Raw genomic sequence first — 13,675 nt, 5'->3', positions numbered from 1 at the left:
CATCGGGTTATTTCATTAGAATCGATATTTTGAAATTAAATTCCATTCCGTCGCCCCTACCATCGCCGTCACCGATTCAGACAGGACATTTACGGAGCGCGATATGTGTGGAATTGTCGGGGCGGTTGCCCAGCGGGACATCCTGCCGAACCTCGTCGACGGGCTGAAGCGGCTCGAATACCGCGGTTACGACTCGTGCGGCGTCGTGGTCTACCGCGACCGCGCGCTGGCCCGCGCGCGCAGCGTCGAGCGCGTCGCCAACCTGCAGCGCGAGATCGCCGCGCAGGCGCTGTCCGGCTACACCGGCATCGCGCATACGCGCTGGGCCACGCACGGCGCGCCCGTCACGCTCAATGCGCATCCGCACTTCTCGCCGAGCGACGACGATGCGCGCATCGCGCTGTCGCACAACGGGATCATCGAGAACTGCGATCAATTGCGCGCCGAACTCGAAGCGCACGGCTACGTGTTCGCGAGCCAGACCGACAGCGAGGCGATCGCGCACCTGATCGATCATCTGTACGACGGCGACCTGTTCGACGCGGTCCGGCGCGCCGTCGCGCGGCTGTGCGGCAGCTATGCGATCGCGGTGATGTGCCGCGACGAACCGCACCGGATCGTCGGCGCGCGCGACGGGATGCCGCTCGTGGTCGGCGTGGGCGAAGGCGAGAATTTCCTCGCGTCGGACGCGATCGCGCTGTCCGGCATCACCGACCGCATCGCCTACCTGGAGAACGGCGACGTCGCCGATATCCAGCTTCATCGCTACTGGATCGTCGATGCCGCGGGCCAGCGCGTCGAGCGTGCGGTGCAGCGCGTCGCCGCGCACAGCGGTGCGGCCGATCTCGGTTCGTATCGCTACTACATGCAGAAGGAGATCTTCGAGCAGCCGCAGGCCGTCGCCGATACGCTGCTCGACGTCACGTCGATCATGCCGGAGCTGTTCGGCGATCGGGCATGGCGCGTGTTCAACGACGTCGATTCGGTGTTGCTGCTCGCGTGCGGCGGCAGTTATCACGCGGCGCTCACCGCGAAGTACTGGATCGAGAGCATCGCGAAACTGCCGGCGAGCGTCGAGATTGCGAGCGAGTTCCGCTATCGCGACAGCGTGCCGAATCCGCGCACGCTCGTCGTCGCGGTGTCGCAGAGCGGCGAGACGGCCGACGTGCTCGGCGCGGTGCATGTCGCGAAGCAGAACGGGATGGCGCATACGCTTGCGATCTGCAACGTGGCGACGAGCGCGCTGATGCGCGAATGCGCGTTGCAGTTCGTGACGCGCGCGGGCATCGAGATCGGCGTGGCGTCGACCAAGGCGTTTACGACGCAGCTCGTCGCGCTGTTCCTGCTGACGCTTTCACTGGCACAGGTGCGCGGGCGATTGAGCGACGACGACGAGAAGGAACATCTGCGCGCGCTGCGGCATCTGCCCGATGCGATGTCGAAGGTGCTCGCGCTGGAACCGCAGATCATCGCGTGGTCGGAATTGCTCGCACGGCGCGACAACATGCTGTTTCTCGGGCGCGGGATGCATTATCCGATCGCGCTGGAAGGGGCGCTGAAGATGAAGGAGATTTCGTATATCCATGCGGAGGCTTATCCGGCCGGCGAACTGAAGCACGGGCCGCTGGCGCTGGTCAGCAACGAGATGCCGGTGATTGCGGTCGCGCCCAACGACATGCTGCTCGAGAAGCTGCGATCGAACATGCATGAGGTCAGCGCGCGCAACGGGAAGCTGTTCGTGTTCGCGGATGTCGATTGCGGACTGTCGCCGGGGAACGGGATCGACGTGATCCGGCTCAATGAATACTACGGGCCGCTTTCGCCGATCCTGCATACGGTGCCGATGCAGTTGCTGGCTTATCACGCGGCGCTGGCGAGGGGGACGGATATCGACAAGCCGAGGAATCTGGCGAAGTCGGTGACGGTGGAATAGGCGCGGGGCGATGATGGCATGACCGCGCACCGTGCGACACCGACGCGGCCGCCAGCCCTACCCATTCAAAACTGATGACGCACCGCCACCCGCGCGACGAACTGATTCGATGTCGAAGAGGGCGTGACGGCCGCACACACTGTAGGCGCTACATATTTTCGGTCGGGATCAATTCAGAATTGACCGGCTCGTGTTGCGCCGCGTCCACGCCGGCCGTCACATTGACGTTGCATGCAGGGTCGTTGCGGCGGTAATGCGCGACGACGAACTCGACGAAATTCTGCACGGCGAAGGTCTGTCTGGACTGCTTCGCATACAGTGCCCACACGGTGCGCGCACCATCGCGCAACGCGACATGCGCGAGCAGCGGCTGCAGCGCACCGCTTTCCAGTTCCGCCGAGATCAGCGCGCGCGGCAACCGCGCGATGCCGAGGCCCGCGAGCGCCGCGCCCTTGACCGTCAGCGGCGGCTGCGCGTTCAGGATCGGACGCACAACGGCCCGGTAGGTTCCGTAGTCGTCGGCTTCGACGGTGTGCAGTCGCTCGACATCACCGGTCCGATGGAAGTGTTCGCGGTCGCGAACCGCCATCTGCCGGAGCATGCCGCGCCCTATCGGCTCACGCTCGCGTCGCCGCACGGCGGCGACATCGTCACGCATACCGGCCTGCGCCTCGCGGGCCCGACCGCACTCGCGGCGCTGCCCGAGCGCATCGACACGATCGTCATCGCCGGCGGCAGCGAAGCGGCGCTGCGGCAAGCCGCGTCGGACGACAGCGTGCTGCCGTGGCTGCATGCACGCATCGCCGACACGCGGCGAATCGCAAGCATCTGCACGGGCGCGTTCGTGCTCGCTGCGGGCGGATGGCTGAACGGCAAGCGCGCGACCACGCACTGGAACCAGTGTTCGACGCTGCAAGCGCTGTGCCCCGACGCGCGCATCGAGCCGGATGCGATCTATGTCAGCGATCCGCCGTTCCATACGTCGGCCGGCGTGACCGCCGGCATCGATCTCTGCATCGCGCTCGTCGAAGCGGGCTGCGGCGCGCCGACCGCACTCGCCGTCGCGCGCGAACCCGTGCTGTTCGTGCACCGCCCGGGCGGGCAGGCGTAGTTCAGCGTCGGCCTCGACATCCACGCCCATGCGACGCCACGCATGCGCGCGCTGCTCACCGGGATCGCCGACGATCCGACCGGCGATCTCGGCATCGCCGCGCTGGCCGCGCGCATGCACATGAGCGAACGAACGTTTGCGCGCCGCTTCCGCGACGAGACCGGACAAGCGCCCGCGCAATTCGTGCTGGCTGCGCGGATCGAGCGCGCGAAAGCGCTGCTGGAGCGCGCCGACTGGCCGCTGGAGCGCGTCGCGGAACGTTCCGGTTTCGGCAGTGTGGATGCGTTGCAGCGCGCGTTCGCGAAGCGGGTCGGCGTGTCGCCGCGCGACTATCGTGCGCGCTTCGGCGCGAAGTGCGGCGTTCGTTGAAGGCATCGACACGGCTAGCGCGACTCGCTGCGCAAAATGCCCGCTTCGCTTGGGCGGAACGAACAATCGGCGACCGGCGCGCATTCGCACGCCGGCCGCCGATCTGTCGACTACGTCACTGCATCGCTATTCCTGCTGCTGTTGCTGCTCCTGCAACTGCCGCTGCTGAATGAACTGCCGCACGTCGCTCATCGTCACGCGGCCCGTGTGCTTCGTATCGATCTCGTCGAAGTGCTTCGCGACATAACCGAGACCGCTGCTTTGCGCCTGCGCCTTGGTCACCGCCGCGCCGTTGCTCAGCACCGTGTTGGCGCCCAGCCTCGCGTCGACACGCTGCTGCGCCTGCTGCTGCAGCGTCGCGCCGGTCGACGGCAGCACTGGCGCCACGCGGTTCGCGGGAAAGAACGGGCCGTCGACACCTCGCCCGCCGTGCGGCAGCTTTACCGGCGCGACCGCCTGCGGCGGCAATGCGTAGGCGCTGCCCATCACGGCACCGAGGACGAGCAGCGGAGATATACGTCGCATCAAATGGATTAGGGACATGATCGCTCGCATTCAATGGATGAATTGAGGGTTCCTGACATCAGGCGTCCGCCGTTCACGGCGCCGCCGCCACGGTGGTCGCCGCCGTCGCGCCGGGAATGCTCCCCGTCGGCGTGCCGGCCGGGTTTTCATCCGGCCACGGCGGAGGCAAGGTCCGCAGCGTCAGCGCGGTCGGAATCCGCCTGCCCTGGTAGTAGTACGCGAGATCCCGCTTCATCTGCGGACGCGCCACGTCGTCCAGATAAATCATATGCCCGCCCTGGAAGAAATTCACCTGCAGCTTCGGGTTCAGGCCCTTCACCGTCTGCAGTCGCGCGAGCTGCTTCTCGGTGTTGAAGAACGGCGTCGCCAGATCGTGGAAGCCGTTTTCCGCAAGCACCTGGAGCTTCGGATTGAGCTGCAGCGCGCCAAGCAGATCGGGGATCGTGTCCGGCATCGGCTGACCGTCGTGCGAGAAGTCCCACACCTCGATGATGTTGTCGTTCAACGGCACGTAGGTCGCATTCGGCGCGGTATAGCCGAGATAGTCGGGCAACTGCGTCGCGAGCGCGTTCGTGAACGGCTGCGAGATCAGGATGTCCGACGGATCGCCGTCCGTCTGCAGACGCGGGTCCGAGTTCGGCAGCGATACGCGCCCGTCGTACCGGCCGATCGTCGTTCCCGGCAGCAGGCTCGTGCCGAACGGATTCGCATTGAAATAGCCTTGCAGCGCCTGCAGCGTCAGGCTCGACGGGATCGACCAAAGCCTGAGCGTCGCATTGCTCGGGAACACCGGTGTGCCGAGCGCATCCGGTATGCCGAGCTGGCTCAGCACCCACGACTGCGAGTATTTCTGCAACTGGTTGTAGATGAGCGTCGTAAACAGTTCGGTCTGCAATGCATAAACCGCCTGATTGACCGGCGCCGGCGACACCTGGTTGAAGTACGCCGCCACCGCCGCATAACCGGGCAGGTAGCCGGCCACGGTGTCCGTATCGAGCAGCAGCCCCTCCGTCGACTGCGTGATCGCCACCGCTTCCGTCGCGTCCGCGAAGTAGTTCAGGATCGACGATTGCAGCACGATCCCCGTCAGGTGCACGCCCGCCGATTCGAGCGCCAGCGCCAGCATGTCGGTGCGCGGCGTGCCGTACGATTCGCCGTACAGATAAATCGGCGAGTTGCTGCGATTGTTGACCGTCAGATAGCGCTCGACGAAGTCGCGCATGATGTTGACGTCCGCATCGGAGCCCCAGAACTTCTGGTTGGTGTTCGGCAGCACGGCTTCCGACAGCCCGGTTCCCGGCGGGTCGATGAACACGAGGTCCGTCGTGTCGATCAGGCTTTCCTGGTTGTCGACGAGCGGATAGTTCGGCCAGTTGGTGCCGAACAGCGGATCGGGCGTGGCGACGCGCGTCGGCGCGAACGAGCCGAGCCGCAGCCAGATCGACGACGAGCCCGGCCCGCCGTTATAGACGAACGTCACCGGGCGCGGCTTGCCGTTCGTGCTCGGCGCGGTGTACGCGACATACGACATCGATGCTTCCGGATTGCCGTTCGCATCGGCTGCGGTCAAGTGGCCGGTGGTCGTCGTGTAGTTGATCGTCGTGCCGCCGGATTTCCACTGGTAATGCATGACGGCCGCCTTCTCGGCGACCTGCGTCGCGGCGAGGCCGTCGGTCGCGTTCATCGAGTAGGCGACCGGATCGACGTACGGCTGGTTGCCCGCCGGTGTCTGGCTGCTGGCCGATTGCTGCGCGCTGGCCTGCTGGCTGGCCGTGGCCTGCGCGAGACTCGACGCGCCGACCGACGATGAATCGTCGCCGCCGCACGCCGCGAGAACCACGGTCACGATCGTCAATGCGCCTAGCCCGGCCAACCGGGCTCGACGGCCCGGACTGTTCCCGGTACTGCTTCTGTCTGGTTTCATCTCTGTCCTTGGTGTGGGTTCGAATACCGCTTCACAAAGGCCGCCTGTGCCGGCAAAGCGCGCAGCAACACCCGCCACTCGCGCTGCGCATCGGCATACGGCGGTTGGGGATTGGACTTCTTCAAGAGACTGAACTTGATACAGACACAGCTCACTGCTGGCGTGAATGGTGCTTGAACGCCCCCTGCAGTTTTGACTTCCTTTTCATTACCAAAATTTACGACACAACAAAAATAGGCGGTGCTGCGCCGCGTTGTCAAAGATCATTCCGATATTAAGCAGATGACAATGATGCGAATAGCGATCAGTGTCTGCCTTTCGAAAGAAGGCGGGATTGTTTGGGCATGGTGCGGTTTCAGCGCTGGAGGCTGGCGATTATTTTTATTTTCGGATGCAACGGCACCACGCCCTGCTCTGCGCCCTCTGCCTTTCCGACAAAATCCCTTCAAATCTCCGCGATTTATCTTTCGTTTTAATTTCGCAGCATTGGGCGAAACTCATCGGGGATGAGTGCACGATGATTCGGCAATTCCGCTTACTCCGGCCATTTATTAATCGAATTGCCCAGCCAACGCGAGCCGACAAAAAATACCGAATCACTTAATTTGGCGACGCCGATTCGGCATTATTTACGCGACGATTCGACAAGATTTTCCGCAGATGCGGCGATCGCGATTCGACCGCAACAAAAAGCATTCGCGAGCGGCTCGTCATGCATGCGCTGCCGCTCGCGACGACGACGCGCGGCGTCACCGCGCGTCGTCCACCACACAGGACCTAGCGAGCCGTCAACGGCCGCCGCCCGGCAGCGCGATATCGATCAGCACCGGATCGTGATCCGACGAACGATAGGCATCGGGCGCGTAGTACGTCTGCTGCTGCGCGGCCGTCTTGTACGCAAGCGTGTACTGCAGCGCGACCGGCTCGTCCGCGTTGATGTGCCATTCGTGCACGGCCTTCACGTGCGACGCGAGCGGCAGCGAGGCGAGCGCGTGATCGAGATAGCCGGCTTCGCCGTTGTAGACGTAGCTGTACGCGTTGTCGCCGATCCAGCGCGACACGAGGTTGCGGTAGCCGCGCGATTCGAGCAGGCGGATCGGATCCTCGTACGTGTAGCTGTTGAAATCGCCGATCAGCAGCACGCCCTGGCCCGCCACGCCCGTCGGCGTGCCGGCCAGCCAGTCGGCCAGCTTTGCCGCCGCGCGCGTGCGCGTCGGGTTCCAGCAGCCCTGGCCGTCGCCCTGGTCGAGATCGTCGTTGGTCGCGTCCGGGCAGTTCTTCGACTTCAGATGGTTGACCGCGATCGTCAGCGCCTGCTTGCCGCCGATGCGACGGAACGATTGCGCGAGCGGCTGGCGGTTCTTGTCGTCGATCGCAAGCGTCGATGCGCGGCCGACCGGCTCGACCTTGCGGCTGTCGTAGATCATCGCGACCGCGATCGCGTCGCCGCCGAGCCGCGACGTGCCCGGATCGACGACGCGCCAACTGTCGCCGAGCTTCGCGGCGAGCTGGCGCACCGCGCTCAGTTCGCCGTAGCCGTTGTTCTGAATTTCCATCAGGCCGATCACGTCGGCGTCGAGCGCCTTCAGCGCGCTGACGATCTTCGCGTCCTGGCGAACGAATTCCTGGTAGTTCTTCGCGCCGCGGTTGTTCGGATCGTCGAAGCCGCCGCCCAGCCCGTTGCCGTTGAAGTAGTTGAGGACGTTGAACGACGCGACACGCAGGTTCGCATGCGGATCGCGCGCGGGTGCCTGCGTGCGCGGGTTCGCGCGTGCGTCGAAGGTCGGCACCGCCGCGCCGGGCACCGGCTGGATGCGCCATGAGCCGTACCGCACTTCCAGCACGCCTTCGACGCCGCGCACCGTATAGCCGGTGCGCAGCGTGTTCGACGCGGACAGCTCCGGCGCCGGATACGGCACGGTCGCAGGGTTCTGCTTGTTCGAACCGTCGTCGAGAATCAGCCGGTTGCGCGCGTTCGCGTCGATCTGCGTCTGCGCCTGCGCGGGCGGCACGACGCTCGTCGGCGTGCGCAGGCGGCCGTTGCTGAGCAACACGCTGCCGTAGCGGCCGAGCTCGTAGTTATCCGTAACGTTCAGCGTCTGCGGCAGGCGCACGAGCATCCCTTCGTACGCGTCGAACGCGTTCGGGCTGTCGACCGGCAGCGTCAGCGTCGCGGGCGTGACGGACTGGCCGTTCGCGCACACTGCGATCGCGCCCGACAGCGTCAGTTGCGTCTGCCCGTATTTTTCCTCGACCTTGCCCGTCACGTGGACCAGATCGCCGGCCTTCGCGCGCGCCTTCGGCGCATAGACGAACAGCCCTTCCGACACGCCCGGCTGGTTGCGGCGCTGCGGATCGGCCTGCTGCACGAAGAAACCGCCGAAGCCGTCCGTGCCGCCGAAATCGGCGGTGACGACGGCCTCGATCGACACGTTCTGGCCGGCGAGCGGCGACGGCGCGCCCGGCCCCTGGATATCGGCGATCGGCGTCGCGCTGCCGCCGCAGTTCGGGCTGACGGGGGCGGCGGTGACGGCCAGCGCCGGCGCGGCGAGCGTCGGCAGAAGCAATAGCGGGGCAAACAGTCGGATTGTCGAGCGCATGACAGGGAATCCCGGTTGTGAGGGTGGCGAAAGCTTAGCGGCGCTCAATGACAGTTTGTAGTAATTGGCCGATAGGCCAATGTAATAGCCCGCGCAGTTTTCGCCGACGCCCGACATCGGCTTCGCATCGCATGGCGTAGCGGCGCGCGCCCCGTCACTGACGGTCCGGGTCCAGTCCGTCCGCCTTCAGCACTGCCTGAACCGTCGGCCTCGCCCGGACCCGGTCATACCACGCGCGCACATTGTCGAACCGGCTCAAATCGATATCCGCGTCGTAAACCGAACGCATCCATTCCGCCTTGCCCCAGCCCGTCAACGCGAACAAATACGCATCGGCGACCGTAAACGTCTCGCCCGTCACGAACGTCTTGCCGGCGAACTGTCGATCGATCCACGCAAACCGGCTGTCGAGCTTGCGACGCGCCGGCTCGACGTACTTTCCCGCCTGCACCGCATACAGCAACGGAATAAAGCCCTTGTGGATTTCCGCCGTCAGGAAGTTGAGCCACTCCATCAGCCGATAGCGCGCGAGCGTGCCCCATGCCGGCGCCAGCCCCGCGTCAGGCCGCCGGTCCGCAAGGTATTGCGCGATCACGGGGCTTTCGCGCAGGGTCGTGCCGTCGTCGAGTTCGAGCAGCGGCACGTAGCCGAGTTCGTTCACGTCGTAGTAGTCGCGTCCGTCATCGACGAGATGCCTGCGCGCGTCGACGCCGACGATGTCCGCGTCGAGTGCCAGTTCGCGCAGCACGATGCAGATGGCCTGCGAACAACTGCCGGGGGCGTGGTAGAGCTTCATGTGTTTCCTCGGGGTTCCGGTGGGATGTATCGATTCGCCGCGACGCGGGCGCTAATATCTCGCATCGCGTCATCGATGAGAAGACGGCAGTCGTTTGTGCCGTAGTCACAAAAAATTTACCGACCGGATCACCCGCATGAAGACGAGTGCAACAGGATGTTCGATTGAAGAAGCAATGCGCCTGCTCGGCGGCCGCTGGCGGCTGCTGCTGGTGTCCTACCTGCTCGACGGCCCGAAACGCTTCAGCGACCTGCGCCGCGACATGCCGGGCATCTCGCAGCGCATGCTGACGCTCGACCTGCGTGCCCTCGAAGACGCGGGGCTCGTGCGCCGCACCGTCTATCCCGAAGTGCCGGTCAAGGTCGAATACGATCTCACCGCGGACGGCGACCGTCTGCGGCCGGTCGTCGAAGTGATGAGGGAGTTCGGGCTGTGGCTGAAGGCGCGCAACGAGGCCGCCATGCTCGCCGAGGCGTCGGCATCGTAGTGACGACGCCCCCGCTTGACGGGCGAGCGCAACGCAACGCCATCCCACCCACCATGTTCTCGAAGCCCTCCATGCCACCCCGCCCGACATTCCGGCCACGTGCATCCCTCTGCGCGCCGCTGCTCGCCTGCTGCGCATCGCTCGCCCCGGCCCACGCCGCCGAGCCGCTACTCGCATTCAAGGTCGACGACAAGGTCACCGCCCGCGTCGAACGTGCGGACAGCAAGCACATCACCGTACGCTTCCTGCCGGGCGGCACCACGCAGACGCTCGACGTCACCGTCACCGACGAAGACGGCCACTATCAACTCGAAACCGACGACTACAATTTCGACGGCCATCAGGATCTCGCGATCCGCGCACTGCTCGGCATGGTCAACGCGAGCTACGGCGTTTACCTGTACGACGTGGCCCGCCGACGCTTCGAACCGCTGCGGATGCCGGCCGGCAACATGCCGCAAGGCAACTGCGGCGACCTCGTCAATCTCGATGCCAAACCGAAGGAGCGCACGCTGTACAGTTCCTGCCGCGGCGGCCCGATGTGGACCACCGACGCCTACCGCTTCGACGGCAACGGCCGGCTCTACCTGTACCAGGCCAGCGAAACCATCCCGGACGACGTGGTCACGCTGCTCGGCGTCGACGAGACCGCCGGCCAAGGGCCGCCGTCGATGCGCATCACCTACGACGCGCACGGCAGGCGCATCGCGCGCCGCCCCGACGCCTACGGCGGCGGGACGGTCACGTTCAAGGTGCGCGCCGCGCGCGTGCCGCTGCACGACGCGGCGAGCGACGCGCCGACGCGGCGCTACGTCGTTGCCGGCGACACGCTGGAACTGGTCGATGCGAGCGCCGACTTCCGGTGGCTGAAGGTGGTCTACCGCAATCCACACGCCGGCGCGGTGACGGGCTGGATCGACGTGAAGGAAGCAACGGGCGGCTGACGCGCACGCCGGCCCGCACCCGCCCATTTCCCACATATTGGAAGGCCGTCGTCCCATTTATAGGGATGCCTATCCATATGTTGACGCATTTCGGCTCACGGCCCTAACGTTCGGCCCAAGACACCAGATTGGCTGGAACCGGTCGCATCGCCGGTCCCGGACACATACCGAACAGGAGACGACCGTGGCCCATTCCGCGTCACGCACCCCCGCCAGCCCGCAGCAGCGGCCGCCCACGCGCGCCGAAACCTCGATGGAATCCGCCGCGCGCACCCACGCGGCGGCCGCAACCACACCCCCTTCCCGCAAGCGCCTGCTGATCCTCGCGCTGCTGTTCGTCACGGTCGTGATCAACTATCTCGACCGCAGCAACCTGTCGATCGCCGCGCCTGCACTGTTCCGCGAACTGAACATCGATCCGGTGCGCGCCGGCCTCGTGTTCTCCGCATTCGGCTGGACCTATGCGCTGATGCAGATCCCCGGCGGCTGGCTCGTCGACAAGGTATCGCCGCGCGTACTGTATGCGGGCGCGCTCGCGCTGTGGTCGGCCGCGACGCTGCTGCTCGGCTTCGCCGGCTCGTTCGCCGGACTGATCGTGCTGCGTCTCGCGGTCGGCGCGCTCGAAGCGCCCGCCTATCCGATCAACAATCGCGTGGTCACGACGTGGTTCCCGACGCGCGAACGCGCGACCGCGATCGGCGGCTACACGTCGGGCCAGTTCGTCGGGCTCGCGTTCCTGACACCGGTCCTCGCGTGGCTGCAGGTCCACCTCGGCTGGCACATGGTGTTCGTCGCGACGGGGCTCGCGGGTATCGCGTGGGCCGCGATCTGGTACGCGGTGTATCGCGAACCGCGCGCGTTTCGCGGCGTCAACGCCGGCGAGATCGCGCTGATCCGCGACGGCGGCGGCCTCGTCGATCTCGAGGACCGCATCGCGGCACGCAGCGAACGCACGCCGTCGACGTGGCGCGACCTCGGCATCGTGCTCGGCCGGCGCAAGCTGTGGGGCATCTATCTCGGCCAGTTCGCGCTGAACTCGACGCTGTGGTTCTTCCTCACGTGGTTCCCGACCTATCTCGTCAAATATCGCGGGATGGACTTCATCAAGTCGGGCTTTCTCGCGTCGCTGCCGTTCCTCGCCGCGTTCGTCGGCGTGCTGTGCTCGGGCGTGCTGTCGGACTGGCTGATGCGTCGCGGCGCATCGCAAGGCTTCGCGCGCAAGCTGCCGATCATCTCCGGGCTGCTGATCTCGACCTGCATCATCGGCGCGAACTACGTGAGCTCGACCGGCTGGGTGATCGCGTTCATGACGCTCGCGTTCTTCGGCAACGGCTTCGCGTCGATCACGTGGTCGCTGGTGTCGGGTCTCGCGCCCGCGCGGCTGCTCGGCCTGACGGGCGGCATGTTCAACCTGATCGGCAACCTGTCCGCGATCGCGACGCCGATCGTGATCGGGCTGCTGGTCGACGGGGCCGACTTCTCGCGCGCGATCACCTACATCGCCGCGATGGCGCTCGCCGGCAGCCTGTCTTACGGGCTGCTCGTCGGCAAGGTCGAACGGATCGACGCGTAAGCCGCATCGACGGGCGCGCCGTCGCATCGCTGCGACGGCGCACGCCCGCGCAATGGACGCGCATGCGTCAGAACCGCTGGAACCCGTCGCGCGCGAGATCGTGCGGATTGCCGGCCGCGTATTCGAGCGCGCAGCCGTCGGTGTCGATGCCGACGGTCAGCAGCGTTTCCCAGCGCTCGGTGTCGGGCATCGACAGGTCGGGATGGAAGCACACCACGGCCTGATCGCCGGCCGCGCCGCACATCGCCGCTGCACGCTCGCGCACGTCGGCGCTCGTCATCCCGTTCACGACCTCGTTCAGGTGCGCGAAGCGCTCGCGCGTCGTCGAGCTGTCGGGCATGCATTCGCCGCCGCTCAGCGCGCGATCGAGGAAGTGGTTCGTATGCAGCAGCCAGCCGTCCGCGCGCGGCACCACGACACCGACGCCGGCAGGGCTCAGTTCGATGCTCGCCGCGCGCGGGTTCGCGTCGTGCCGCGTGAACACGGTCAGCACCGTCGACGCGCTCACGCGCGCGCTGCGCGCCAGCTCGATCGCCTCCTGCACCGTGGTCGCCTCCTCGAGCAGGCGTCGCGCGATCGCGTGCACAGGCACGCCCGCGCTGTCGTTGTCGCTCGCGTGATGCAGGATGTTGAAGTGCAGCCCGAGCCCCGCGCTGTTCACGCCGAGCTTCGCGAGCATCCCGCATTCGGTGAACAGCTTGACGGTGCGGCTGTGACGCGTCGCGAACTGCATCAGCAACCCATCGGGCGCGAGGCTGTCGTGCCAGTCCCAGGTTTGCAGCGTGCGCGGCACCTGCGTGCCGGCCGGCGCATGGACGGTCGTCGAGCACTCGCCTTCGGTCGACGCGGGTGCGGTCGCGAGAATTTCGGTGCGCGCGTTCAGGCACGCGAGCTGCCAGCGCGGCAGGTCGACGCCGTTCGCGATCGCCTGCACTTCGTCGGCGAGCTCCGGACACCACGCTTCGAGCGACGCGAGGCTCGCCTCGCCGATCTGCCGCGCACGCAGCGGATCGATGCCGAGCTTCGGAAAGAACGCGAGATAGCGCGCGACCGTCTGCCGGATCTGCGGTGCGAAACGCTCGCCGAGCTGGCGGCCGCGTTCGCGCGGATCGGTGATGTCGGTCACGAAAGTATGCAGCTTCACGATGAAGTCTCCTGGTTCGGATGAGGGCCGAGCGCGGCTCGGCCCGGAATGTCATGCGGCACGCATCGCTGTGCGCGCCGGAAATCGGACCGCACGGTCGCGGCGCGTCCGTTCGTCGACGGATGCGTGAATGGGCGCGCGATCCATCGTATCCTCACGCGGCCGGCACGCGTCGCACGCGATGCTTGCGCAACCGCCCGGGGAACCAGCCTAACGGAAGCGTCGCCGCCGGTCGCGCCCGGTTTTTGCATAACTTCTGTGCCTGTCAG

The 13,675-nt window shown here is 66.1% G+C and carries 10 protein-coding genes and 1 pseudogene; 5 read left to right on the top strand and 6 right to left on the bottom strand.

What is annotated here, in order from left to right:
* Positions 1-103 precede the first annotated feature (103 nt).
* Complete coding sequence (gene glmS / locus BST28156_RS16130; RefSeq protein ID WP_174902720.1) at positions 104-1,933, top strand: glutamine--fructose-6-phosphate transaminase (isomerizing); 1,830 nt, start codon at positions 104-106, stop codon at positions 1,931-1,933.
* Positions 1,934-2,081: 148 nt separating this feature from the next.
* Here the strand turns inward: glmS and BST28156_RS16125 are convergent, their stop codons facing one another.
* Positions 2,082-2,426, bottom strand: coding sequence for a LysR substrate-binding domain-containing protein (locus BST28156_RS16125; RefSeq protein ID WP_254596383.1), 345 nt, complete (start codon positions 2,424-2,426; stop codon positions 2,082-2,084).
* Here BST28156_RS16125 and BST28156_RS16120 point away from each other — a divergent pair.
* Positions 2,403-3,413: pseudogene (locus BST28156_RS16120) on the top strand (GlxA family transcriptional regulator). The gene BST28156_RS16125 and the pseudogene BST28156_RS16120 overlap by 24 nt on opposite strands.
* A gap of 126 nt (positions 3,414-3,539) precedes the next feature.
* Here BST28156_RS16120 and BST28156_RS16115 read toward each other — a convergent pair.
* From BST28156_RS16115 to BST28156_RS16100, 4 genes are all read right to left on the bottom strand, one after another.
* Positions 3,540-3,956: a 2-oxoglutarate dehydrogenase gene (locus BST28156_RS16115; RefSeq protein ID WP_230960593.1), complete on the bottom strand. Its 417-nt coding sequence runs from the start codon at positions 3,954-3,956 to the stop codon at positions 3,540-3,542.
* 55 nt (positions 3,957-4,011) lie between these two features.
* Entirely contained in the window at positions 4,012-5,862 is a 1,851-nt protein-coding gene (locus BST28156_RS16110; protein WP_060246384.1) for a S10 family serine carboxypeptidase-like protein, read from the bottom strand.
* Positions 5,863-6,650: 788 nt separating this feature from the next.
* The gene (locus BST28156_RS16105) at positions 6,651-8,462 is read right to left on the bottom strand and encodes an ExeM/NucH family extracellular endonuclease (RefSeq protein ID WP_174902718.1); all 1,812 of its coding nucleotides are present in this window, start codon (positions 8,460-8,462) and stop codon (positions 6,651-6,653) included.
* 154 nt (positions 8,463-8,616) lie between these two features.
* The gene (locus tag BST28156_RS16100) at positions 8,617-9,258 is read right to left on the bottom strand and encodes a glutathione S-transferase N-terminal domain-containing protein (protein WP_174902717.1); all 642 of its coding nucleotides are present in this window, start codon (positions 9,256-9,258) and stop codon (positions 8,617-8,619) included.
* A 136-nt stretch (positions 9,259-9,394) separates the two neighbouring features.
* Between BST28156_RS16100 and BST28156_RS16095 the strand changes: the two genes are divergently transcribed.
* From BST28156_RS16095 to BST28156_RS16085, 3 genes are all read left to right on the top strand, one after another.
* Positions 9,395-9,745: a winged helix-turn-helix transcriptional regulator gene (locus BST28156_RS16095; protein ID WP_174902716.1), complete on the top strand. Its 351-nt coding sequence runs from the start codon at positions 9,395-9,397 to the stop codon at positions 9,743-9,745.
* A 71-nt stretch (positions 9,746-9,816) separates the two neighbouring features.
* Positions 9,817-10,689 (top strand): XAC2610-related protein, encoded by an 873-nt coding sequence (locus BST28156_RS16090; RefSeq protein WP_174902758.1) that lies wholly within the window; start codon positions 9,817-9,819, stop codon positions 10,687-10,689.
* A 184-nt stretch (positions 10,690-10,873) separates the two neighbouring features.
* Positions 10,874-12,262 carry an MFS transporter gene (locus BST28156_RS16085; RefSeq protein WP_174902715.1) on the top strand — a complete coding sequence of 463 codons (1,389 nt, stop codon included), beginning with the start codon at positions 10,874-10,876 and terminating at the stop codon, positions 12,260-12,262.
* Positions 12,263-12,329: 67 nt separating this feature from the next.
* Here the strand turns inward: BST28156_RS16085 and BST28156_RS16080 are convergent, their stop codons facing one another.
* Positions 12,330-13,406, bottom strand: a complete 1,077-nt coding sequence (locus BST28156_RS16080; RefSeq protein ID WP_174902714.1) for a C45 family autoproteolytic acyltransferase/hydrolase — start codon at positions 13,404-13,406, stop codon at positions 12,330-12,332.
* Positions 13,407-13,675 lie beyond the last annotated feature (269 nt).

Origin of the sequence: Burkholderia pseudomultivorans, from assembly GCF_902499075.1 — a bacterium.
GTDB classification, from domain to species: Bacteria; Pseudomonadota; Gammaproteobacteria; order Burkholderiales; family Burkholderiaceae; genus Burkholderia; species Burkholderia pseudomultivorans.
This window is presented reverse-complemented; position numbering and strand designations above follow the sequence as displayed.